The sequence below is a fragment of the Mesorhizobium kowhaii genome, from assembly GCF_003253745.1.
GTDB classification, from domain to species: domain Bacteria; phylum Pseudomonadota; class Alphaproteobacteria; order Rhizobiales; family Rhizobiaceae; genus Mesorhizobium; species Mesorhizobium kowhaii.
On the sequence record NZ_MZXV01000027.1, the window covers coordinates 144,844 to 167,842 of the forward strand.

Annotated in this window: 17 protein-coding genes and 2 pseudogenes; 8 read left to right on the plus strand and 11 right to left on the minus strand. The window is 62.8% G+C overall.

What is annotated here, in order from left to right; all coding sequences use genetic code 11:
- Positions 1 to 10: 10 nt before the first annotated feature.
- The 8 genes and pseudogenes from B5V02_RS11730 to B5V02_RS11765 all read right to left on the minus strand — a co-directional run bounded on the left by B5V02_RS11730 (position 11) and on the right by B5V02_RS11765 (position 10,645).
- A pseudogene (locus B5V02_RS11730) lies at positions 11 to 997 on the minus strand (ABC transporter substrate-binding protein).
- A 251-nt stretch (positions 998 to 1,248) separates the two neighbouring features.
- Positions 1,249 to 2,610, minus strand: a complete 1,362-nt coding sequence (locus B5V02_RS11735) for a pyruvate dehydrogenase complex dihydrolipoamide acetyltransferase (protein WP_111544358.1) — start codon at positions 2,608 to 2,610, stop codon at positions 1,249 to 1,251.
- Positions 2,611 to 2,613: 3 nt separating this feature from the next.
- Positions 2,614 to 3,612 (minus strand): alpha-ketoacid dehydrogenase subunit beta, encoded by a 999-nt coding sequence (locus B5V02_RS11740; protein WP_111544359.1) that lies wholly within the window; start codon positions 3,610 to 3,612, stop codon positions 2,614 to 2,616.
- Positions 3,612 to 4,640, minus strand: a complete 1,029-nt coding sequence (locus tag B5V02_RS11745; protein ID WP_111544360.1) for a thiamine pyrophosphate-dependent dehydrogenase E1 component subunit alpha — start codon at positions 4,638 to 4,640, stop codon at positions 3,612 to 3,614. The genes B5V02_RS11740 and B5V02_RS11745 overlap by 1 nt, the downstream gene beginning before the upstream one ends.
- A 2-nt stretch (positions 4,641 to 4,642) precedes the next feature.
- A complete protein-coding gene (locus tag B5V02_RS11750; RefSeq protein WP_111544361.1) occupies positions 4,643 to 5,971 on the minus strand; it encodes an NAD(P)H-dependent oxidoreductase in 1,329 nt (442 codons plus the stop codon).
- Between the two features lie 338 nt (positions 5,972 to 6,309).
- A complete protein-coding gene (locus B5V02_RS11755; protein WP_111544362.1) occupies positions 6,310 to 8,862 on the minus strand; it encodes a patatin-like phospholipase family protein in 2,553 nt (850 codons plus the stop codon).
- A 155-nt stretch (positions 8,863 to 9,017) separates the two neighbouring features.
- Positions 9,018 to 9,782 carry a phosphodiesterase gene (locus tag B5V02_RS11760; RefSeq protein WP_111544363.1) on the minus strand — a complete coding sequence of 255 codons (765 nt, stop codon included), beginning with the start codon at positions 9,780 to 9,782 and terminating at the stop codon, positions 9,018 to 9,020.
- 74 nt (positions 9,783 to 9,856) lie between these two features.
- The gene (locus B5V02_RS11765) at positions 9,857 to 10,645 is read right to left on the minus strand and encodes a 3-hydroxybutyrate dehydrogenase (RefSeq protein WP_111544532.1); all 789 of its coding nucleotides are present in this window, start codon (positions 10,643 to 10,645) and stop codon (positions 9,857 to 9,859) included.
- Positions 10,646 to 10,883: 238 nt separating this feature from the next.
- On the opposite strand from B5V02_RS11765, the gene B5V02_RS11770 reads away from it, so the two are divergent.
- A complete protein-coding gene (locus tag B5V02_RS11770; RefSeq protein ID WP_111544364.1) occupies positions 10,884 to 11,630 on the plus strand; it encodes an acetoacetate decarboxylase in 747 nt (248 codons plus the stop codon).
- Positions 11,631 to 11,715: 85 nt separating this feature from the next.
- Positions 11,716 to 12,876 (plus strand): patatin-like phospholipase family protein, encoded by a 1,161-nt coding sequence (locus B5V02_RS11775; protein ID WP_111544365.1) that lies wholly within the window; start codon positions 11,716 to 11,718, stop codon positions 12,874 to 12,876.
- A gap of 205 nt (positions 12,877 to 13,081) precedes the next feature.
- Here the strand turns inward: B5V02_RS11775 and B5V02_RS11780 are convergent.
- Positions 13,082 to 14,682 (minus strand): annotated as a pseudogene (locus B5V02_RS11780) (inorganic phosphate transporter).
- Positions 14,683 to 14,811: 129 nt separating this feature from the next.
- Entirely contained in the window at positions 14,812 to 16,026 is a 1,215-nt protein-coding gene (locus tag B5V02_RS11785) for an ROK family transcriptional regulator (RefSeq protein ID WP_111544366.1), read from the minus strand.
- A 207-nt stretch (positions 16,027 to 16,233) separates the two neighbouring features.
- Between B5V02_RS11785 and B5V02_RS11790 the strand changes: the two genes are divergently transcribed.
- From B5V02_RS11790 to B5V02_RS11815, 6 genes are all read left to right on the plus strand, one after another.
- A complete protein-coding gene (locus B5V02_RS11790) occupies positions 16,234 to 17,472 on the plus strand; it encodes an extracellular solute-binding protein (protein ID WP_111544367.1) in 1,239 nt (412 codons plus the stop codon).
- A gap of 187 nt (positions 17,473 to 17,659) precedes the next feature.
- Positions 17,660 to 18,544, plus strand: a complete 885-nt coding sequence (locus tag B5V02_RS11795; RefSeq protein ID WP_111544368.1) for a carbohydrate ABC transporter permease — start codon at positions 17,660 to 17,662, stop codon at positions 18,542 to 18,544.
- Positions 18,544 to 19,389 carry a carbohydrate ABC transporter permease gene (locus B5V02_RS11800; RefSeq protein WP_111544369.1) on the plus strand — a complete coding sequence of 282 codons (846 nt, stop codon included), beginning with the start codon at positions 18,544 to 18,546 and terminating at the stop codon, positions 19,387 to 19,389. Before B5V02_RS11795 ends, B5V02_RS11800 begins: the two co-directional genes overlap by 1 nt.
- Positions 19,390 to 19,391: 2 nt before the next feature.
- Positions 19,392 to 20,408 carry an SIS domain-containing protein gene (locus B5V02_RS11805; protein WP_425374388.1) on the plus strand — a complete coding sequence of 339 codons (1,017 nt, stop codon included), beginning with the start codon at positions 19,392 to 19,394 and terminating at the stop codon, positions 20,406 to 20,408.
- The gene (locus B5V02_RS11810) at positions 20,408 to 21,346 is read left to right on the plus strand and encodes a PfkB family carbohydrate kinase (RefSeq protein WP_111544371.1); all 939 of its coding nucleotides are present in this window, start codon (positions 20,408 to 20,410) and stop codon (positions 21,344 to 21,346) included. Before B5V02_RS11805 ends, B5V02_RS11810 begins: the two co-directional genes overlap by 1 nt.
- A complete protein-coding gene (locus tag B5V02_RS11815) occupies positions 21,333 to 22,421 on the plus strand; it encodes an ABC transporter ATP-binding protein (RefSeq protein ID WP_111544372.1) in 1,089 nt (362 codons plus the stop codon). The genes B5V02_RS11810 and B5V02_RS11815 overlap by 14 nt, the downstream gene beginning before the upstream one ends.
- Here the strand turns inward: B5V02_RS11815 and B5V02_RS11820 are convergent.
- A complete protein-coding gene (locus tag B5V02_RS11820; protein WP_111544373.1) occupies positions 22,412 to 22,978 on the minus strand; it encodes a TetR/AcrR family transcriptional regulator in 567 nt (188 codons plus the stop codon). The two genes, B5V02_RS11815 and B5V02_RS11820, sit on opposite strands and share 10 nt — an antisense overlap.
- Between the last annotated feature and the right edge of the window lie 21 nt (positions 22,979 to 22,999).

Consider the following 22,999-nt stretch of genomic DNA (forward strand, 5'->3'; position numbering starts at 1 on the left):
ATTGTCGGGCTCAGCCGCCGAACAGTTCCGAGAACTTCGCCTTGTCGGCGTCGGTCGTGGCGACGATCGCCTTGGTGTCGAACGGCATCACCTTGATCTTGACGCCTTCCGGCATCCATTCGGGGCGGCCGACCGAGGCGCGTGCCGGCAGATAGCCCATGGACAGCGCCAGCTTCTGGCCTTCATCCGAAAGAATAAAGTCGACGAACTTCCTGGCGCCGTCAACATTCTTGGAGGTCTTCATGATCGCCACCGGTTCGGTCACCGCCGGCACGCCCTCGGACGGGAACACGAATTCGACCGGCGAGCCCTTCTTCTTGGCGTTCATCGCCATGAAGTCGACCAGGATGCCATAGGGCTTCTCGCCGCTCGCCACCGACTTCAGCACGGCGCCGTTGCCGCGCACGCTGACGGTGTTGTTGGTCTTCAGCTTCTGGAAGAAGTCTCAGCCATAATTGGTGTCGCCGACGAAGCCGGAGAGCAGATAGGCGGCCGCACCCGAATAGAGCGGGCTCGGCATGACCAGGCCATCGGCATAGGCCGGCTTGGCGAGATCGGCCCAATGCGCGGGCTTCTCAGTCGCTGCGGTGTTGTAGACAATGCCGGTGGTGATCAGCTTGCTGCCGAAATAGGTCTTGTCGGCGTCATAAGCATCCGCCTCGATGCCATCGAGCTTCGCCTCGGGATAAGGCAGCAGCCGGCCGTCCTTCTTCAACAGCTCCATGCTGACCGCGTCGGCGATCAGAAGCACGTCGGGTTGCGGGCTGCCGGCGGCGAATTCGGCTGCCATCTTGGTCAGGATGTCGCTCGTTCCCGAGCGATAGATGGTCACGTCGATACCGGGCTGCGCTTTCTTGAAGGCATCCACAGTCTTGGCCGCATCGGCCTCCGGCTGGGATGTGTAGAGCGTCAGTGTTTCAGCACCGGCGACGCCGGCAAACAAAGTTGCGGCGAGCGCAAGCTGGCTGGCCAGCAGCTTGATGAATAGCGTCTTCATGAGACCTCCTGTCTTGTCTGTGCATGAGCGGTCCGGCGTCCTGGCCGGTTCCCGTCTCCCTCCCTGCACGGCGCATATGACTGGTGGATGACAGCGCGCATGCCCGGCCCGATCAGGCGGCAGCTTCGCGCGAAATGCTCTCGCAGCACAACGATACGGGCCCGCGGAACCAGTGTTCCACGAGCCTATAGCCACCCTTGGGCTGGCTGCGACCCTTCGGGGACCCGAAGGCTTCGGCGCTTCGACCGGCCCTAGACCAGCATGCCCATCGGGTTCTCGATCAGCCGTTTGAAGGCGACCAGCAATTCGGCACCCAGCGCTCCGTCGACGGCGCGATGGTCGGTCGACAGCGTCACCGACATCACGGTGGCTATTCTGATCTCGCCGTTCTTGACCACCGCCCGCTCCTCGCCGGCGCCAACCGCGAGGATCGTCGCATGCGGTGGGTTGATGACGGCGGCAAAGTCCTTGATGCCGAACATGCCGAGGTTGGACACCGCCGTGGTGCCGCCCTGATACTCTTCCGGCTTCAGCTTGCGGCTGCGCGCCCGGCTGGTCAGGTCCTTCATCTCGTTGGAGATGGTGGACAGCGTCTTTTCGTCCGCCTTGCGGATGATCGGCGTGATCAGGCCGCCCGGGATCGACACCGCAACGCCGACATCGGCATGCTTGTGCTTGACCATGGCGCTTTCGGTCCATGACGCATTGGCATCCGGCACCGCCTTCAGCGCCATGGCCATTGCCTTGATCACCAGGTCGTTGACCGACAGTTTGTAGGCGGGTGCATCACCCTTGTCGGTCTTCTTCATCGGCGCCGCGGCATTGATCTGCGTGCGCAATGCCAGCAGCGCATCGAGTTCGCAGTCGAGCGTCAGGTAGAAATGCGGGATGGTGGTCTTGGCCTCGACCAGGCGGCGCGCGATGGTCTTGCGCATGTTGTCGTGCGGGACGAGTTCATAGGAGCCTTGCTCGAACAGTTTCAGCACCTGCTCGTCCGACATCGCCTTCACCGGCGCGGCAGGAGCAGCAGCCGGAGCCCCAGTGGGGGCTGCCTTGGCTGCAGGCTTGGCGCCGCCACCGGCAATCGCCGCGTCGACGTCGGCCTTCACCACCCGGCCGTGCGGGCCAGTTCCGGTCACGGCAGACACATCGACGCCGGCTTCCTTGGCGAGACGGCGAGCGAGTGGTGTTGCGCGCGCGACCGACGGCGATTGGCCGATCTCCCCTCTTGTGGGGGAGATGCCCGGCAGGGCAGAGGGGGGCGCGACAGAATGAGACGTCGGCGGGACAGCGCCCCCCTCTGTCGACTTCGTCGACATCTCCCCCATGGGTGGGGAGATTGGAGCCCTGTCCACCTTATCCCCATAGGCTTCGCCGTCGGCGTAGATCCAGGCAACCGCGGCACCAACCGCAATGTCGATCCCCTCTTTGCCGGTGACATCGCGCAGCACGCCGCTGGCCGGCGCGTCGATCTCCATTGCCGCCTTGTCGGTCTCGATCTCGAACAGCACATCGCCCTTGTTGACCCTGGCGCCTTCCTCGGCGAACCAGCGCGAGATCTGTCCGGTCGCCATGTCCATGTCGACCTTGGGAAGAATGACTTCGGTCGGCATTGGTCAGCGAACCCCTCTCACGAGGTCACGCGCGGCCGCGATGATGTCGGGAACCTGCGGCACAACAGCCTTTTCCAGCTCCGGATTGTAGGGGATTGGCGTCTCGGCGCCGCCCAGCCGCACGATCGGCGCGTCGAGATAATCGAACGCCTCGCTCTCGGCGATCATGGCGCTGACCTCGGCACCGATGCCCAGCGTCTTGACCGCTTCGTAGACGCACATCAGCCGCGACGTCTTCTTGACGCTGTCGATGACGGTCTGCTTGTCCATCGGCCGGATGGTCCGGAGATCGACGACTTCGATGTCGATGCCTTCGGCTTCCAGGGCGGCCGCAGCGTCAAGCGCCTTGTGCACCATGATCGAGGTGGCGACGACGGTCAGGTCGCGGCCCTCGCGGCGGACATCGGCCTTGCCGATCGGCACCGTGTAAAAGCCCTCGGGCACCGGGCCCTTCATCTTGTAGAGCAGCTTGTGTTCGAAGATCATCACCGGATCGGGATCGGCGACCGCCGCCAGCAGCATGCCCTTGGCATCGTATGGCGTCGCCGGCTGGATGACCTTGAGGCCCGGCACATGGCCGAGCCAGGCCTCGAGGCTCTGGCTGTGCTGGGCGGCGGCACCAGTGCCGGAACCAGCGGGAAAGCGCATCACCACCGGGACCGAAACCTCGCCGCCCAGCATGAAGCGCATCTTGGCCGCCTGGTTGACGATCTGCTCCATGGCCAGCGTGGCGAAATCGGAGAACTGGAACTCGAAGATCGGCCGCATGCCGGTGAGAGCGGCGCCGACCGCCACGCCCGCGCCGCCCAGTTCCGAGATCGGCGTGTCGATCACCCGCTCGGTGCCGAAGCGATCGACCAGATCGCCGGTGACCTGAAAGGCGCCGCCATAGACGCCGATATCCTCGCCCATCAGGAAGACGCGTTCGTCCATGTCCATGGCAATCGCCATGGCTTCCTGGATCGCCTGGGCGTAGCTCAGTTCACGCACCATCGCGTCCATCACGCCTGCTCCGTGTAGACATAATCGCCGGTGTCACGGACATCCGGAGACGGGCTCGCCTTGGCGAACTCGATGCCGTCGGCGATTTCCTGCGCCACTGCGCCGCGAATGGCCTCGATGCCCTTGTCGTCGATGAAGCCGAATTCGCGCAGCTCGCTTTCGAACAGGGTGATCGGGTCGCGGTTCGACATCCAGTCCTCGATCTCCTCCTTGCTGCGATAGCGGTTGCGATCGCTCTTGGAATGGCCGCGATGGCGATAGGTCTTGGATTCGATCAGCGTCGGTCCCTCGCCCGCGCGTGCACGCTCGACAGCCTTGTTGGACGCCTCGGCGACCTCCGAAAAAATGTTGCCGTTGACGATGACGCCCGGCATCGAATAGGCGGCGGCGCGCTCGGCGATGTTCTTGACGGCGGTCGAACGCGCCGTCGATGTCGACATGCCGTAGCCGTTGTTCTCGCAGACGAAGATCACCGGCAGCTTCCAGATCGCGGCCATGTTCAGCGCTTCATGGAAGGCGCCTTCATTGTTGGCGCCATCGCCGAAGAAGGAGACCACGACCTTGCCGGTCTTCATCATCTTGGAGGACAGTGCCGCCCCGACGGCGATCGGAATGCCACCGCCGACGATGCCATTGGCGCCGAGATTGCCCTTGCCGACATCGGCAATGTGCATCGAGCCGCCCCGGCCCTTGCAGTAGCCGGTGGTCTTGCCGAAGAACTCGGCGAACATGCGCTTGACCTCGGCGCCCTTGGCGATGCAGTGGCCGTGGCCGCGATGCGTCGAAGTGATCTGGTCATCCTCGGAAAGCGGCATGCAGATACCCATGGCGCTGGCTTCCTGGCCGATCGACAGGTGCATGGTGCCGTGGATCAGGCCGCGCGTGTAGCACTCCTCCGCACCCTCCTCGAAGCGCCGGATGAGGTACATCTTGTAGAGCACATTTCTGAGCTGCTCGGCGTTGTACTGGCGGTAGACGAAGGGCAGGTTGGCGCGACTGTCGTTGACGGCTTTGCTGGCTCCGGCCATGATCAGGCTCCCACGGACCCGTAGACGAGCTTGTCCTGGCGGGCGCGCAGTTCGGCGATCTTGGAGCCCGGCACGGGAGCGGCATTCGCATAGGTGATGAGCTCGCCCTTCTTGATCGGCTGGGTCACCGAGCCGCCCTGCAGCAGGCCGCAGGGAATGGCCTTGGCGGCACGCGCTTCCGGCGACGTCATGATCCAGGCGCGGTAGCAATATTCGCCGATCGCATCGAGCTTCTCGCCCGGCTTCATGTCCTTCTTGGCCACCGCGCAGACTTCGGCGGTCGGCTTGGCCAGCGGCACCATGTCGGCCTTGCCGTAGAGCACGACGCGCGCGCAGGTCAGCGGCACTTCGAGCGAGGTCAAATGATAGGGGCGGTGGAAGGTGAAGTACGGGCCCTTGCCCATCTTCAGATCTTCCATGCGCTCCGAGATGCGCGGATGCGACATGTCGGCGACGACGAAGACGCCGGGCGCGACACCCTTGCCAATCGAGTAGTCGACCACGCCGACCTTCGACAGCACGCCGCCGTCCTTTTGCGGCACCAGAACCTTGGACAGTTCGCCAAGCGTCGCCGCCGGCCCGTGCATGCCGGGCTTGTCGGGAACCAGCCCGGTGGCGTTGGCGATCGCCGCCATCTCGACCATGGTCTTGGAGCCGTCGACGAATTCGACCAGCATGCGCACATTCATGTGCCGGCGCTTGGCTTCTTCCTCATAGTCGGGGGGCGTGGCGTCGATGTTGAGCGGATTGTTCTTGCCCTTGCCGGCGGCGACGATCGGGTGACCCATCGCCGAGACGAATTCGATCAGCTCCATGCAGGAGGACGGCTCGTCGCCGGCACCCAGCGAATAGGTGACGCCGAGCCGGTCGGCCTCGCTCTTCAGATAGGCGCCGATGGTGACGTCGGCCTCGACATTCATCATCACCAGATGCTTGCCATGCTCCATGGCGCGCAGGCCGATCTCGGCGCCGACGGCTGGGACGCCGGTCGCGTCGATGACGACATCGATGAGATCATTGTTGATGATCAGGTTGGCGTCATTGGTGACCGCCACCTTACCGGCCTCCATTGCAGCCGTCATCGCCGAAGCGTTCGACACTTCGCGCGCGTGGCCGGTTTCCTGGAAGGCGATATCCACCGCTCTGCTGGCGGCGGGCAGGTTCAGTTCGGAGATCGCGCCGATCTCGATGCCGGACATATGGGCGACGCGGGTGACGATGTCGGTGCCCATCTCGCCGGAGCCGATCAGGCCGATGCGGATGGGCTTGCCCGACCTGGCGCGTTCCTCGAGATCGCGGGCAAGCCCCGTCAGCGAAACATTGGAAGCCATACCGCTCATTCCTCCGTAGTGCAGGCTCTTTGATTGCTTGACCGGTATTGAACATCTGTATTTCTGTCAAGACTAATGTCCAAATTTGCATACTTTTAAGGCGCCTGCCGGAAGACGTGTCGTGTCGAAAAAGGAGACGTGGAGGGCTGCAGCCCCTGCAGTCAGCCGATCCGCTTCGACGGTGGCCTGCGGCCGCCAGATGTGGCTTGCGATGTGAGGGAACGAAGCTGATCCAGGATCGCAGATGTTGAAATCGCTATGAAGACATTGAAATGCCGATCGGCGGCAGTCCGGAATTCACCCGACTGGTCAGCTGTGAGCCGCCAGCAGCACATCGCCTAAATCATCGTATCCTGCTGGCGTTGCACAATTTTCTCCACGGCGTCTTGCGGCACGTTGAGCTGCGCCAGCGCCCTTCGCACGATGCTTGGCCAATCCTGCATCGGGCAGCTCTTTAAGCCGGCAAAACGATCTTTGCCGATGAAGAAATTGCGCGTCGCGTGGAAGCCGAGCGCCCGATAGACCTCGAATTGCTCTTCATTGAAGAACTGATCCAAGGTCGTTTGATGGGGGAATTGCGGGTAACGCCGACGATAGTCGCGTATCATGTCGCTTTCGTCACCGCTCATGCATGACTTGATGTAGATCAGCACGCCGTGCTCGTCTTCTCCATAGTCAATTCTACCGATCGCGACGTGGGGGCCATGGAACGGCTCCTCATCGGTAGGGCTGTCGTTCAGCTTCTCCTCGGTTGCCTGCGCATTCGAGCGTCGAAGCTCGGCCCAAGGCAGATCTATCAGAATGCCGAGATCAATTCGTGCATAGCGCTCGACCCGAATGAGCGAGTTGAAATCGAGCGTCGGGTCGGCCTCGGCGTCGGCCACGACGATAACCTTACAGCGCCTTTTTAGCAGCTCATAAAGGCCCAGATTGTCGAAATGGCCTCCATCCGTCAGGTAAACATTGCTTGTCAGTTCATCGACTTTGCCCAACGCTTCCTTGGCAAAGTACCAGGGCGCGACATGGGCCAGCCATCTCCGCAGGCCCGACCGGTCACCGACGAACCGCGGGTTTGGAAGCCAGTACCCCAGGCGTACGTTCAGCGCAGCTAAGCTGAAAGTCAGGGCGCGGATGGTGTTCGCCCCCATATTTGCGGATGCCGCCGCTCCCGAGATAGCCATTGCCGTGCCAATATTGAGATTGCGGTCGGCCTGCTCAACTGAATCCGTCGCGACGTAGCCCGTTGCCTGGCTGCCGGTATAGAGTGGGCTGAGAAAGAAGGCATCGGCACTGCGACCGCGCCTGCCGAGATAGGGCGAGCCCTCCAGATTGACCGTGGTGTTTATGATCAGATACGGCGAGAACCAAATGGAATCAGCCCAGTTTCCTGGTGAGCCGGGCTTCAGCGACGTCAATTTGAACTGATCGACATCGGTCTCCCGTTTTCGCGCTTTCCGGTCTTTGAGCCATCGCTTCAAGGGAGCGAGCACGCGCTTTTTTTCAACAAGTTCGCTCTTGGCGCCGTCTCTCAGCTTGTCCAGCCGCCAAAGGAATGCCCTGCTCAGACGGTCCCGGTAGTAGCCGTGGAGCGAATTCGCGTTTGGCGTAACCAGCAATGAGAAAACAATGAGCAGGCCGGCCACGATCGCATAGTTCTCGCGTGCATTTCCGGTGACAGCTGCCGCGTCGCCACCGCTAATTCCCGCATAGGACAGGCTTAGATAAACCACCCACAGGAATATCGGCACCACCACAGACAGGCAGTACAACAGGACCTTGGAAGCCAGATGTCTAGCGATTCCGGTCCACGAATTGTCGCCCTTCGAGGCAACCACAACGGCGATAAGCTTGTTGCCAAAGGCGGCAAGCCCGGCCGACATGCCGACAAGGACACTCCAGAGCCCGCTCAGTGAGTTCGGCATATGGATCAAGGCGCACCCGACCCAGTTGATCGCTTTGCAATCCTTTGGTGGATTCGCCGCGTCGAAGAGGCCGGCGAGAACGTAAGCCTGAAACTCGAAGAAGGCGATCAGCAGGCACACGATAAAGACAAATGCAAAAACCCGGCTGGTCGTTTCTCGCTCTACAAGCGTGGTCATGCGATCGGGCCGCTTCGAAGGCAAAAAAGCAAATATCGAATAGCCAATCTGGATAAGGCCAAATGCAGTCACCAGAACGATCGACCAAAAGAAGACGCTTTGCGAATTCCTGGTCAATTTTTCGAAGATGGGCAGCCGCAGTGACGCTTCCGTCGGGTTGATCAGGATGGTCAGCCAGGCAAGCGTCACAAGAGCCGCAAGGAAAATCATCGCGTTGACCAGCAGTCCACGCAGCAGCACCACGAGGCCGACAATGACGTCGATAAATCCATTTGGCGCCAGATAGTTGGAATAATGCCGAATGTGCTGGGTCTCGAGGGACTCCGGACCGCCGAGTGTGCTTGTGAACGGAAAAACACCATCCGTCTGCATCAGCCCGGCGACCAGCGACGTGCCGATGTAGCCGCCTCCGGAAACCGTCGATAGGTAATCGACATTGTCGAACACCTTCGGCTGGTCCTCTTCGGTGATGGACTCCAGCGCCTGCAGAACGCCCATGCAAAATGCCGCCGAACGAACGCCTCCGCCTGAACACGCAAGGCCTGTCAGGTCGCGCTCCGCCTCGATTCTGGGATAAGGGTCACCGCGCTCATCCGCCGTCCCCGATGTCACCACATGGACCCGGGCCGCACGGCTCGCCGCCACGGACGGCGCATTCGGCGGTCTCTTCCCGCCCTTTTTGTCCGCCGCACGTCTGGCGGCGATCAGTTCTCGGCGACGGCTGACAACGGAAGCCTCGGCGATCATCACATCGTAGAACGAAATCGGGAGTGTTTCAGCGTCTCCAGACATGACATTGCTCGGGTGGCAAGAGAACTTTCCGACTGAGAAGATGCTCCCGAAACGCGAAAAATGACATGGTGCGATAGCCCATGAACGCGATTTCTGTTTCACTTGATCGATGGGCAACGGGCCGGCGCACGTGATTCATCGCCGGGCCAGCCAAATCAGGCGGCTGCGCTGTCTAGAAAATCGTGAAAATGCACGATCACCCCATCCGCATCGATCAGGATCACGGCATAGGCCGGCGGCTCATGGCCGAGGCTCCAGCTCTGCGAGAAATCGAGCGCGGTCTGATGATTGGTGCTGCGCAGCGTGCTGACGGGAATGCCGCGCCAGTTGCCGGCGATCAGCCGGTGGACGTGTCCGGCGAAGATGTGGCGAACATTGCCGTGACGCAGCAGAACCGCATGCAAGGCATCGGCATCGGCGAGCCGGACACGGTCGAGCTCGGGGATGTGTATCCGGAACGGCGGATGGTGCATGAAGAGGAAGACCGGCCGATCGCGGGCCTCTTGCAACCGTTCATCCAGCCAGTCGAGACGCGCTGCGCATAGTTTGCCTTCGACATGTCCGCTGTCCAGCGTGTCGAGCAGGATCAGGCGGCCTTCGCGGCTGTCGACGACGCTCTGGACAAAACCGCGCTCTGCGGCTGCCTCCGGAAACATCTCGAGAAACAGCGCCCGGTCGTCATGGTTGCCGAGCATCAGCCGGCAGGGCAGACCGAACCCTGCCAGTCTTTCCCTCAGCGCAGCATAGGCGGCGCGCTCGCCGTCATTGGTCAGGTACCCGGAAATCACCACCAGATCGGCGTCGGCATGGTTGCTGCCGATGTCGGCAAGGCAGGCTTCCAACCTGGAGAGCGGATTGGAGCCGTATAGAAGACCGCCCGGCGTCATCAGATGCGGATCGGATATCTGAATGACTTTCATGGACCTGACCGGAATGCTTTCCTGCCGGCGCGCCTGGCGGCACCAGCCGGCAAACGGAACGCCTTGACTACCCTCTACTGTGCGGTCCAGCCGCCGTCCATCGGCAAGGTGGTGCCGGTGATCTGCTTGGCTGAGTCCGAGCACAGGAACAGCGTCAGCGCCGCAAGCTCGTCGACGGTGACGAACTCCTTGGTCGGCTGCGCCGCCAGCAGCACGTCGTGCTTGACCTGCTCCTCGGTCATGCCGCGCGCCTTCATCGTGTCGGGAATCTGCTTTTCGACCAATGGCGTCCAGACATAGCCCGGCGCGATCGCGTTGACGGTGATGCCGTCAAGCGCCACCTCGAGCGCCACCGTCTTGGTCAGTCCCGCAATTCCGTGCTTGGCCGACACATAGGCTGATTTGAACGGCGAAGCGACCAGCGCGTGCGCGGAAGCCGTGTTGATGATGCGGCCCCATTTGCGTGCCTTCATGCCGGGCAGCGCCGCCTTGATCGCATAGAAGGCGGCGAGCAGGTTGATACGGATGATGGCTTCCCATTTGTCGTCCGGGAAGTCCTCGATCGGCGCGACATGCTGGATGCCGGCATTGTTGACCAGGATATCGAGACTGCCAAACGCCGCCTCGGCCTCATGCACCATGGCGCTCACCGCCGCACCGCCCATCATGTTGGCATCGGAGTAGCGGCACTTGACGCCGAAATCCTTCTCGATGCCGGCCCGCTCCTGCTCGATTGCCGCGGCATCGCCCAGACCGTTGATGGTGACGTTGGCGCCTTCGGCGGCAAAGGCGCGGGCGATGGCCAGACCGATGCCGCTGGTCGAGCCGGTAACGAGGGCGTTCTTCGAGGACAGGGAAGCCATGATGATCTCGCGAGAGGTGGGAGGGAACGAAAGACGGTGCGGCCTTGTGCGCCGCAGCATGACAATGCCATGGCGATATGTCGGCGCGATTACAGCATTGCGACAACCGCCTTGGCCCCTGGCGCCGTGGTCTTTGAGCTGACACGGCTCTGTCATGGTGCCGTGCAACATAATCAATTGCGCATTCGCGCGTTCATTCCTGAACGAAATTTGATCTGAAAGAAACCGGGGGTGCAGCTTGGAAATCGCCGATGTCCTGAAGCGCGCCTATGCGATGCCGCTGACCAACCCGTCTTTCCCGCCCGGGCCATATCGTTTCTTCAACCGCGAATACGTCATCATCACCTATCGCACCACGCGCGAGGCCCTGGAGGCCGTCGTGCCGGAGCCGCTGGAAATTGACGAGCCGCTGGTCAAATACGAGTTCATCCGCATGCCGGACTCGACCGGCTTCGGCGACTACACCGAGACCGGCCAGGTCATACCGGTGCGCTACAAGGGCGAGCACGGCGCCTATGTCCATTCGATGTATCTCGATGACGATGCGCCGATCGCCGGCGGCCGCGAGCTGTGGGGCTTTCCCAAGAAGCTGGCCAACCCCAAGATCGTGCATGAAGGCGAAGTGATCGTCGGCACGCTGCACTATGGCAGCGTTCTGTGCGCCACCGGCACCATGGGCTACAAGCACAAGGCCGTCGACCGCGATCCGGTCCTCGCTTCACTGGCAGCGCCCAATTTCCTGATCAAGATCATCCCCCATGTCGACGGCACGCCGCGCATCTGCGAGCTGGTCCGCTACCACCTCACCGACATCACGCTGAAGGAAGCCTGGACGGCGCCCGCAGCGCTCGATCTGCGGCCCCACGTCATGGCCGACGTGGCGCGGCTGCCGGTCCTCGACATCGTGTCCGCCGTCCACTTCACCGCCGATCTGACGCTTGGACTGGGCGAGGTGGTGCACGACTATCTCGCCGACCGCACCTGACCGCATCCAAACAGAACATGATCCCGAAAAGCGGGAACCGGTTTTCGGACAAGATCATGCTCAAACAAAGTCGGAGACCAAAGCCGTGCTTGAACGCAATCGCACGAAGGAGGCCACGGCCACCATCGAGGAAATCTCGGCGCAGTATGATCGCGTCGCGCTGGTGTTTCAGGGTGGCGGCGCGCTCGGCGCCTATCAGGCCGGGGTCTATCAGGCACTGGCCGACGCCGGCTGCGAACCGAGCTGGCTTTCCGGCGTGTCGATCGGCGCCATCAATGCGGCGATCATCGCCGGCAATGAATCAAGCCGCCGCCTGCAGCGTCTCGAGCAATTCTGGCAGACGATCTCGGGCCGCAAGATCTGGGCCTATACGCCGGAAGGCGACATCTACCGCGACATCCGCAACCGCACCAGTTCGTGGATGACGATGACAATGGGCCAGCCCGGCTTCTTCAAGCCACGCAATCCCAATCCCTGGTTCGAACAGCCGGGAGCCGACGGCGCCACCAGCTTCTATGACACGGCCGAGTTGAAGGAGACGCTGGAAACCCTGATCGACTTCGATATCCTCAACGACGGCAAGAAGCGGCTGAGCGTCGGCGCGGTCAATGTCAGGACCGGCAACTTCGTCTATTTCGACACCGAGAAAGTGCGCATCGAACCGGAGCACATCATGGCAAGCGGCGCGCTGCCGCCGGCCTTTCCGTCGATCCGCATCGAGGGCGAATACTACTGGGATGGCGGCATCGTCTCCAACACGCCGCTGCAATACCTTCTCGACCAGGAAGAGGACCGCTCCTCGCTGGTGTTCCAGGTCGACCTGTTCAGCGCGCGCGGCACCTTGCCACGCGGCATGGCCGACGTGCTGTCGCGGCACAAGGACATCATGTATTCCAGCCGCACGCGGCAGAACACCGACAATTTCCAGCGCATCCATGCGCTGAAGATGAAGCTGCTCGAGGCGCTGAAGCGCGTGCCAGCCGAACTGTTGAAGGAAGGCGAAAAAGAGCTGATCGAGGACTATTCGCAGGCCGGCGTCGTCAACATCGTCCACCTGATCTACCAGCACAAAGGCTATGAGGGACACGCCAAGGACTACGAATTCTCCGGCACCTCGATGCGCGAGCACTGGGAGATGGGGCTGGAAGACACGCAGCGCACGCTGCGCCATCGCCAGTGGCTGACACTGCCGACCAATGTCGAGGGCGTCGCCATCCACGATCTGCACCGCGAGGATCCAACCTGACGTCTTAGCTGGCGCCTTCGTCTGACGAGGGCATCGGCAAATCCACAGTTCACCGGCCAAGGCCTTCAGGCGTATGGGAATGTGCCCGAAGGCCTTGCCTTGAATGACACGTGGCCGAACACAATCCCGAACACGCCACAGCCGCCCCAAACGAAAAACGGCGCCGAAACCGGCGCCGTTTTCATTTCAATGGTTGATTGTCTGCTCAGAACACCTGGCGGAAGATGATGAACAGCACGAAGGCGAGCGTGATCGAGCACGGCAAGGTCAGCACCCAGGCAAGCAGCAGATTGCGCACCGTCGACCATTGAGCCCCGAACCGTTGGCAGCCATCGTTCCGGCGACGCCAGACGACAGTACGTGGGTTGTCGACACCGGCAGTCCGAGCCGGTCGGCCATGCCGATGGTCACCATCGCGACAAGCTCCGCGGCGGCACCCTGGCCATAGGTCAAATGGCTTTTGCCGATCTTCTCGCCGACCGTGACGACAATGCGTTTCCAGCCGACCATGGTGCCGAGGCCGAGCGCCAGGGCGACGGCGACCTTCACCCAGATCGGAATGAACTTCGTCGCGTTGTCGACGGCCTTGTGGTAGTCGGTGACCGCTTTCAGATCGGTCGCCTCCATCGGCAGCAACTTCTTCTTGTCGATCAGCTTGAGCGCCTCGCCGATCAGGTAGATGTCGTTGCGTGCGTTGCTGACCAGATCGGTGGGCACGTTGTCGACCGAGGCATAGGGCTGCAGGCCCGCTGTCGTGTTGTGGATGTAGGTCTGCAGCGCGACCGTCGTCTGGTCGCTCCAGGTCCGGGTCCGCACGGCATCCTGGACAGCGGCCTTGGCATCGGTGACGGTGACGCCAGGCTTGGCATATTTGCCCAGCGCCTGCTCGACGCTGGCGGAGGCCGACTTGTAGGCCTCGAGGTAATTGATGTCGGGCGTGCGGTTCAGCGCGTAGGCCGTCGGCACGACACCGATCAGGATCAGCATGATCAGGCCCATGCCCTTCTGTCCGTCATTGGAGCCATGCGCGAAGCTGACACCGGTGCAGGTGAAGATCAGCAGGGCGCGGATCCACCACGGCGGCGGCGTGTTGCCTTTCGGTGCTTCGTAGAGCGCTGGATTGCGCACCAGCAGCTTCATCGCATAGAGCAGGATCGCCGCCGCAAAGAAGCCGATGATCGGCGACACCAGCAAGGTGATGCCGACATTGGTCGCCTGCGACCAGTCGACACCGCTGGTGGCGCTGCCGGCAGGCGCCATGAACTGGTTGGCGAGGCCGACGCCGATGATCGAGCCGACCATCGTGTGCGAGCTCGACGCCGGCAGGCCGAGGAACCAGGTGCCGAGATTCCACAGGATGGCGGCAACGAGCAGCGCGAACACCATGGCAAAGCCGGAGGAAGAGCCGACCTGCAGGATCAGTTCGACCGGCAACAGCGACAGGATGCCGAAAGCGACGGCGCCGCTCGAGGTGAGAACCCCGAGGAAATTGAAGGCGCCCGACCACATGACCGCGAACTCGGCCGGCAGGGAGCGTGTGTAGATGACCGTCGCCACCGCATTGGCGGTATCATGGAAGCCGTTGACGAACTCGAAGCCGAGCGCGATCAGCAAGGCAATACCGAGCAGGATCCACGGCACGGTCTTGGCCTCTGCCAGATCCTGGCTGAGCGCGTAGCCGACATAGACAACGCCGATGAGCACCAGCACGCCGAAGGCCGGCAGGAACCACTTCGCGCTACCCGAACTATCCAGCGGATGATCCGGTCTCGGAATGCCCGCTTCACTGGAAACTATATCCACCATGTCCCACTCCTATTGCATTGCAGCAAAGAACCGAGAAAGACGCTATGTCCGCACGATGAACCCTGTGTGACGATGTCGGCCGCCATATCCGCGGATGCGCCGGGGCGAAAAGCGTGGTGACCGATGCTCTCAGGCGCCGCTGGAGCGCGTCTTCAGGATCGCCGAAAACAGCGGATCGAAGGCCCGGCTGATCGGCGCCGCGGCAGCACCGAGCGCGATCGACCAGGGATCGGTGGTGCCGAGCTGCAGGCGCGGCAAATTCCGCCCTGGTCGGTCGGCAATCGACGGCAGCAGCGGATGCATCGCCTCGACCAGCCGGCGGGCCAGGGCTTCCGGCGCTCCGCTGGTCAGGATGACGGTCTGCGGATCGAAGATCGTTTCGATGAGATGCACGCTCCAGCGCAGATCATGCGCTGCACCATCGATCCAGGCCATGATCTTGGGATCCTCGGCCATGACCAGCGCATTCATCTGTTCGTAGATGTCTTTGTCGGCCGGGTTGAGGTCGAGATGCTGGTAAAGCGAAGCCAGCGACGCGCGATGTTCGAGCGGCGTCGAGCCGGGGCCGGCCGGCGACAGCAGCGCCATGCCGATCTCGCCGGCATTGCCATGGCCGCCGCTGTAGAGCTCACCATTGAGGATCAATCCGGTGCCGATGCCGTAACCGACGTAGAGGCAGACCGCGTGATCGACGCCGTGCGCCGCGCCAACGATGCGTTCCGCCGTCGCGCAGGCGGCGGAGTCGTTCTGCAGGCTGACATTGAGGCCCGTGCCTTCGGCCAGAGTCTCCAGCAGTGGGAATTTCTGCCACGCCGGCATCATCCATTTGTCGTCCGAATTCTTCAGCCCGAAAGGACCCGGCATGGCGACGCCGAGGCCGACTAGCCTCTCTTCGGACTGGGCGGAGATCTCGGAAAGTTCACGTCGGACGCCGCCGACCAGGCCGAGGATCACCTCGACGCCCTTCGATGGCTCATCGAACGGCAGGTTGGCCTCGGCCCGCGCCAGCACGCTGCCGACCAGGTCGACGGCGACCGCCCGCGTCAAATGGCGGTCGATCTGCAGCCCGATGGCGAAGGCGCCTTCGGGAACAAGCCAGTAAGGGGTCGAGGGCTGGCCCCTGCCCTTGCGCACCGCATCGAGAGCAACGACCAGGCCATCGCTTTCGAGGTCCTCGATGATGTTGGAGACCGCCTGCTTGGTGAGTTGGGTCGCCCGTGCCAGATCGGCGCGCGACAGGGCACCATTGAGACGCAGCGCCTCGATCATGACACGACGGTTGTGGGCGCTCGTGCCTTCCTGATTGGTGCCGCTCTTGGCGCGGATCGGGCTGATATCGTCCACCGGCGTTTCCCTCTTGACTCCATTAGGATATTGATCGACTAATTAAGTCAAGCGAATTGACTTAATGGCGAAACAGACCGCAGAAGAAGACGGCCAGGGCTTTGTGCCAGTCGCCGCCCACGGTCGGGGAAACATTGGGTCACGTGACATCAACCCGGGAAGGCAACGCAAATCGCCGGCCCGCCACATCGGAAATGGGAGAAGAAGATGCTGAAATCGATCGGTAAGACACTCTTGGGCGCAGTCTTTGTCGGAGGACTGTTCGTTCCCCATGCTTTCGCCGAAACGTCGATCAATGCGCTTTTCATGGCGCAGGCCGCCTACAGCGAGGCTGACGTGCGCGCCATGACGGACGCCTTCACCAAGGCCAATCCCGACATCAAGGTCAATCTCGAATTCGTCCCCTATGAGGGCCTGCACGACAAGACCGTGCTCGCGCAGGGGTCGGGCGGTGGCTACGACGTCGTGCTGTTCGACGTCATCTGGCCGGCCGAATACGCCACCAACAAGGTGCTGGTCGACGAGTCTTCTAAGATCACCGACGACATGAAGAAGGGCGTGCTGCCCGGCGCCTGGACCACGGTCGTGTATGAAGGCAAATACTACGGCATGCCGTGGATCCTCGACACCAAATACCTGTTCTACAACAAGGAGATCCTGGAAAAGGCCGGCATCAAGACGCCGCCGAAGACCTGGGAAGAACTCGGCGAACAGGCCAAGATCATCAAGGACAAGGGCCTGCTGAAGACGCCGATCGCCTGGAGCTGGTCGCAGGCCGAGGCCGCGATCTGCGACTACGCAACGCTGGTCAGCGCCTATGGCGGCGACTTCCTCAAGGACGGCAAGCCGGACTTCCAGAATGGCGGCGGCGTCGCGGCGCTGAAATACATGGTCGACAGCTACAAATCGGGCCTCACCAATCCCAATTCCAAGGAGTTCCTGGAAGAGGACGTGCGCAAGGTCTTTGAGAACGGTGACGCCGCCTTCGCGCTGAACTGGACCTACATGTACAACATGGCCAACGATCCGAAGGACAGCAAGGTGGCGGGCAAGGTCGGCGTTGTGCCGGCGCCAGGCGTTAGTGGTACCAGCGAGGTGTCGGCCGTCAACGGCTCGATGGGCCTTGGCGTCACCGCGGTCTCAAAGCATCCGGACGAGGCCTGGAAATACATTGAATTCATGACCTCGCAGGCGACGCAAAACCAGTATGCCAAGCTCTCGCTGCCGATCTGGGCATCGTCCTATGACGACCCGGCCGTCACCAAGGGTCAGGAAGAGCTGATCGCCGCCGCCAAGGTCGGCCTGGCTGCCATGTATCCGCGCCCGACCACGCCGAAGTACCAGGAGCTGTCGACCGCCTTGCAGCAGGCGATCCAGGAATCGCTTCTTGGTCAGTCTTCGCCGGAAGACGCCTTGAAGACCGCCGCGCAAAACAGCGGCCTCTAAGACGTTGCTCTCCAACCACGGGCGGCACTACAGCGCCGCCCGTCCACTTGGACGGGCAAAGGACGCTGTAGCGCTTTCTGATCTTGCGCATGATCCTTTCCGGAAATCGGTTCCGATTTCCGGGGTCATGCGCGAGTGCCGCCCGTGCTATTTCTGAAATCTCGATGAATGAAGAGGGGCTGCTCCGATGTCGGGCACCTGGATGACAACCCGTGCATGGCTGCTGATGCTGCCACTGCTCGTGGTCATGGTCGCCGTCATCGGCTGGCCGCTGGTCGATACCGTCGGGCTTTCCTTCACCGACGCCAAGCTTGTCGGCACGGGCGGCAATTTCGTCGGCTTCGACAATTATGCGAACATGCTGTCGAGCTCGAATTTTTCGCGCACGCTGGTCACCACGACACTCTTCGCGGTGATTTCGGTCGCCGCCGAAATGGTGATCGGCGTTCTCGCGGCGCTGCTGCTCAACCAGCAGTTTCATGGCCGCGCCATCCTGCGGGCCTTGATGATCCTGCCCTGGGCGCTGCCGACGGTGGTCAACGCCACGCTGTGGCGGCTGATCTACAATCCCGAATATGGCGCGCTGAACGCCGCCCTCACACAATTGCACCTCATCGACGCCTACCGTTCCTGGCTCGGCGAGCCGGGTACGGCGCTGGCGGCGCTGATCGTCGCCGACTGCTGGAAGAATTTTCCGCTGGTGGCGCTGATCGCGCTGGCAGCGCTGCAGGCGGTGCCGCGTGACATCACTGCCGCCTCACTCGTCGACGGCGCCGGGCCCTTCAACCGCTTCCGCTTCGTCATCCTGCCCTATCTCGCCGGCCCGCTGATGGTCGCGCTGGTGCTGCGCACCATCGAGGCCTTCAAGGTCTTCGACATCATCTGGGTTATGACCCGCGGCGGCCCGGCCAACAGCACCCGCACGCTGTCGATCCTCGTCTACCAGGAGGCCTTTTCCTTCCAGCGCGCCGGCTCCGGCGCGTCGCTGGCGCTGATCGTCACCTTGCTCGTCACCGTGCTGGCCGTCGCCTATGCGGCGCTGGTGCGGAAGACCGCCGGGAGTGCCGCCTGATGGAACGCCAGAGCCCCGCCTTCAGCATCCTCATCCATGCCTGCGCTTTGCTGCTCGCCGCCGTCATCCTGGCGCCCATCGCCTGGCTGTTCATCATGAGCATATCGCCTGCCGCCGACCTTGCCGCCAAGCCGCTGCGCTGGTGGCCGCAAAGTGCTGACTTCTCCCGCTACCAGCAATTGCTGTCGACGGCCGAAAACAGCGCCGGCGCTGCCTTCACCTCATCGCTGCGCAACAGCCTCGAGATTGCCGGCATGGCGACCATCGCGGCGCTCGCCTTGGCGATCCCCGCCGGCTGGGCCGTGTCGCGCACACCGTCGATCGGCTGGTCGCTGTCGATGGTCATCGCCACCTATATGCTGCCGCCGGTGGCGCTGGCCGTGCCGCTCTATATGGGCCTGTCGTATCTCGGCCTGCTCAACAATGTCTTCGGTCTGGCACTGGTCTACCTGACCATACTGGCGCCCTTCACCACCTGGCTGATGAAGGCGGGCTTTGACTCGATCCCGCGCGAAATCGAGGCGGCGGCGATGATCGACGGCGCCGGCCTGTTCCAGACTTTGCGCATCATCACGCTGCCGCTGGCCGCACCTGTAATGGCGACATCGGCGCTGTTTGCCGTGCTGCTTGCCTGGGACGAATTCTTCTATGCGCTGCTGTTCACCTCGGACCAGCGCGCCAAGACCTTGACCGTCGCCATCGCCGATTTGGCCGGCGGTCGTGTTTCCGACTACGGATTGATCGCCACGGCCGGCGTGCTGGCCGCCTTGCCGCCGGTGCTGATCGGCCTAGTCATGCAGCGCGCCCTGATCTCCGGCCTGACCAGCGGCGGTGTGAAAGGATGACGATGAGTGCAGCAAAACCCCGGCCGGTCGGGCTGGCCGCGATCGACCGCGAGATGGCGCGCCAGCATGCCGATGCGATCGCGTCGTTCGAACACAACACGGCCATGGCGGCAAAGGTCGCCGCCTCGATCCGGCGGACCGGCCGGCTGTTGCTGCTCGGCATGGGCGGCTCACATGCCGTCGGTCGCGCCGTCGAGCCGCTCTACCGCGCGCTCGGCATCGATGCGCTGGCGCTGCCGCTTTCCGAGCAACTCGGCCAGCCGCTGCTGCTGACGGGCAGGACGGTGCTCGTCACCTCGCAGTCCGGCGAAAGTGCCGAGGTCGTCAGATGGTTCTCCGAGATCGGCAGCACTGCCGATGTTTTCGGCCTGACGCTTGAAGGCGCCTCGTTCCTCGCTCGCACCGTACCTTGCCTGGTCGGCGCCGGCGGCACCGAACTGGCGTTCGCCGCGACCCGCAGCCTGACCGTGACCTTCGCCTTGCATCTGGCGATCCTAGCCGCACTCGGCGAGGATCCGAGTGCCGCGCTTGGCGCCCTGGATCAGCCACAAGACAATGACATCGCGCAGGCACTCACGGCTCTGGCCAAGGTCACGACCATCGTCACCTCGGGCCGCCGGCTGCAAGGTCTCGCCGAAGCGCTGGCACTTGGCTTCACCGAGCTGTCGCGACTGCCATGCTTTTCGCTGGAGGGTGGCCAGTTGCGTCACGGACCGATGGAGATGCTCGGCCCGCACGTCGGCGTCATACTGTTTCGCGGCAACGACCCGACGTCGGAGCTGGTGACCGCCATGGCCTTGTCCGTGGTCGAGGCCGGCGCACCGCTCGTCATCTTCGATTCGTCCGGGCAATCGCCTGTTGCGGGTGCCATCACGCTTTCATTCAAGCCGGCTTCCGGCCTCGCCGCGATCTTCGCCATGCTGCCTGTAGCGCAACGCCTGATGATCGCCTTCGCCGATGCCCGCGTCGACAACGCCGGCACGCCTGTCCGCTCCACCAAGATCACCAGGAGCGAGTGATGCGTCCGCTTGCGGTGATCGGCAACGTCAATGTCGACCTGATTGTCGGCCCGGTAGCGCCGTGGCCTGTCGCCGGAACGGAGACCGTCGTCGACCACGACGAATTGCGCGTCGGCGGCCAGGCTGGCAACAGCGCTCTGGCCTGGGAGGCGCTGGGCGTCGATTTCGCCGTTGCCGCCAATGTCGGCGACGACCAGTTCGGCCGCTGGCTTCGCGAGGCCTTCGGCCGCCATGCCGAGAAATGGCCGGTCCGGCCTGAAGGCACGACGCTGTCCGTCGGCATGACCCACCCTGACGGTGAGCGGACCTTCTTCACCACACGTGGACATCTGCCGCGCTTCAGCCTCGCCGACGTGCTCGCCGTTCTCGACGGCAGGGCGCTCTCAGGCGGCTACGCGCTGTTGTGCGGCTCCTTCCTGACCGACGATCTGACGCGCGACTACGACGCGTTTTTCGACTGGGCGGACAGCCATGGTATTGCCGTCGCGCTCGACACCGGCTGGCCGATCGATGGCTGGACCGAGGCCAATTGCGCGGCCACCCGCGCATGGCTGTCGCGCTGCGAGCTGGCGCTGTTCAACGAGGTCGAGACCGTGACCCTGGCCGGAATGCAGAGCCCTGTGGAGGCCGCGCGCGAGATCCGGTCGAGCATGAGGGAAGGCGCGACCTTCGTCGTCAAGCGCGGGCCGCTGGGCGCCATCGCCATCGGCCCGGATGGGGCACTCGTCGAAGCCGTCGCGCCCGATGTCCGGGTGGTCGACACGATCGGCGCCGGCGATGTCTTCAACGCCGCCTTCCTCGCCGCACTGGCCCAGGAGCAACCGCTATCGGCCTGCCTCTCCGCCGCGACGCATGTGGCCTCGCGCGCGATTTCCACCTTGCCCCGCAACTATGGTGGGCCGATGCAGTACAGGGAATCCATCCATGAGCGCGCTTGAAATCCGCGACATCCGCAAGAGTTACGGCAGTGTCGAGACGCTGAAAGGCATCGACATCGCGCTGCAGAGCGGCGAATTCCTGGTGTTGCTCGGCTCGTCGGGCTGCGGAAAATCGACGCTGCTCAACATCATCGCCGGGCTGGCCGAAGCGACAAGCGGCAATGTGCTGATCGGCGGCCGCTCGATCCTTGGCGTTCATCCCAAGAACCGCGATATCGCCATGGTCTTCCAGTCCTATGCGCTCTATCCGAACCTGACTGTCCACCGCAACATCGGCTTCGGCCTGGAGATGCGCGGGGTTGCCGCCGACGAGCGCGACAAGGCCGTGCGCGAAGCGGCGAAACTGCTGCAGATCGAGACCCTGCTCGACCGCAAGCCGAGCCAGCTTTCCGGCGGCCAGCGCCAGCGCGTCGCCATTGGCAGGGCGCTGGTGCGCAAGCCGCAGGTCTTCCTGTTCGACGAACCGCTGTCCAATCTCGACGCCAAGCTGCGCCTTGAAATGCGCACCGAGCTGAAGCGCCTGCACCAGATGCTGCAGACCACGATCGTCTACGTCACCCACGACCAGATCGAGGCGATGACGCTGGCGACCCGCATCGCGGTGATGCGCGATGGCAGGATCGAGCAACTCGGCACGCCCGAAGAGATCTACAACCAGCCGGCGACGCTCTATGTCGCGGGCTTTGTCGGCGCGCCATCGATGAACATGCTGCAAGCGGTCGTCGCCGACGGAAGGCTGGCCATTGCCGATACCAACGTGCGGATACCCGTACCTGCACGCTATCGGAACTCGGCCCGTGACGGCGCAAAGGTCGTCGTCGGCATCAGGCCCGAAGCGCTTCGCGTGGCGACCGGTGCTGCGACGGACTTGTCGTTGCCCGTGGAGATCGAGGTCGTCGAACTGACTGGACCCGAACTGGTCACCACGGCCCGCATCGGCCCACAGCGGCTGACGGCTTGCCTGCCGCCACGGACCCGGCTTGCCAAGGGTGAAACATGCAGCTTCGCCTTCGACGAGACAGCGTTTCGCTTGTTTGACCCGGCAACCGGCAAGGCCTGCCTGGATCAGCCCTGATCGATGTCCTCGCGGGTCTGTGGCGATCCCGCGATCTCAAGCAGGGACGACACCAGCAGTCGCCGTTCGTCTTTCGACAGGACATCCGCATCGAAGAGGTTCATGCTGCGCAGCCCCTCAATGGCGAGATAACAGACCAGCAGCGACTTCAGATCCTGCGTCTCGCCCTTCAGCCGTTCGAAAAGCTGCCGCTTGAAGGTCTTTATCGGCGTCATGAAATCGGGATCCTCGGCGATCGCCGAAAAGATCCAGGATGCCGATGGCTGCTTGTCCTCGCAATCACTTGCCGACAGCCTGATATAGACGGCGAGCGGGTTTTCGCCTTTGTCGTTGCTGTTGGCGGATTCGAGCGCTTGCCCAAATTCACGCAAATAGCCCTCGACCAGTCCCTGCATCAACTTGGCCTTGGTCGGGAAATTGTAGAGCAACCCGCCCTTCGATACGCCGGCACGGCTGGCGACCGCTTCCAGCGACAGGCTGCCGGGGCCGGATTCTCGTGCGACATCGGCCGCTGCGGCGAGAATTTTCTCGCGCGAGTTCGATCTTGGAGCTTTCATGGCCCCTCCCATCGCAAGCTT

What these genes read in the sequence shown, in the direction of transcription:
- B5V02_RS11750 (WP_111544361.1), bottom strand. Translation starts at nt 5,971, where the DNA reads ATGGCTTCCAATGTTTCGCTGACGGGGCTTGCCCGCGATCTCGAGGAA.
- B5V02_RS11735 (WP_111544358.1), bottom strand. Translation starts at nt 2,610, where the DNA reads ATGCCGACCGAAGTCATTCTTCCCAAGGTCGACATGGACATGGCGACC.
- B5V02_RS11810 (WP_111544371.1), top strand. Translation starts at nt 20,408, where the DNA reads ATGCGTCCGCTTGCGGTGATCGGCAACGTCAATGTCGACCTGATTGTC.
- B5V02_RS11755 (WP_111544362.1), bottom strand. Translation starts at nt 8,862, where the DNA reads ATGTCTGGAGACGCTGAAACACTCCCGATTTCGTTCTACGATGTGATG.
- B5V02_RS11765 (WP_111544532.1), bottom strand. Translation starts at nt 10,645, where the DNA reads ATGGCTTCCCTGTCCTCGAAGAACGCCCTCGTTACCGGCTCGACCAGC.
- B5V02_RS11800 (WP_111544369.1), top strand. Translation starts at nt 18,544, where the DNA reads ATGGAACGCCAGAGCCCCGCCTTCAGCATCCTCATCCATGCCTGCGCT.
- B5V02_RS11740 (WP_111544359.1), bottom strand. Translation starts at nt 3,612, where the DNA reads ATGGACGCGATGGTGCGTGAACTGAGCTACGCCCAGGCGATCCAGGAA.
- B5V02_RS11805 (WP_425374388.1), top strand. Translation starts at nt 19,392, where the DNA reads ATGAGTGCAGCAAAACCCCGGCCGGTCGGGCTGGCCGCGATCGACCGC.
- B5V02_RS11760 (WP_111544363.1), bottom strand. Translation starts at nt 9,782, where the DNA reads ATGAAAGTCATTCAGATATCCGATCCGCATCTGATGACGCCGGGCGGT.
- B5V02_RS11820 (WP_111544373.1), bottom strand. Translation starts at nt 22,978, where the DNA reads ATGAAAGCTCCAAGATCGAACTCGCGCGAGAAAATTCTCGCCGCAGCG.
- B5V02_RS11745 (WP_111544360.1), bottom strand. Translation starts at nt 4,640, where the DNA reads ATGGCCGGAGCCAGCAAAGCCGTCAACGACAGTCGCGCCAACCTGCCC.
- B5V02_RS11815 (WP_111544372.1), top strand. Translation starts at nt 21,333, where the DNA reads ATGAGCGCGCTTGAAATCCGCGACATCCGCAAGAGTTACGGCAGTGTC.
- B5V02_RS11795 (WP_111544368.1), top strand. Translation starts at nt 17,660, where the DNA reads ATGTCGGGCACCTGGATGACAACCCGTGCATGGCTGCTGATGCTGCCA.
- B5V02_RS11790 (WP_111544367.1), top strand. Translation starts at nt 16,234, where the DNA reads ATGCTGAAATCGATCGGTAAGACACTCTTGGGCGCAGTCTTTGTCGGA.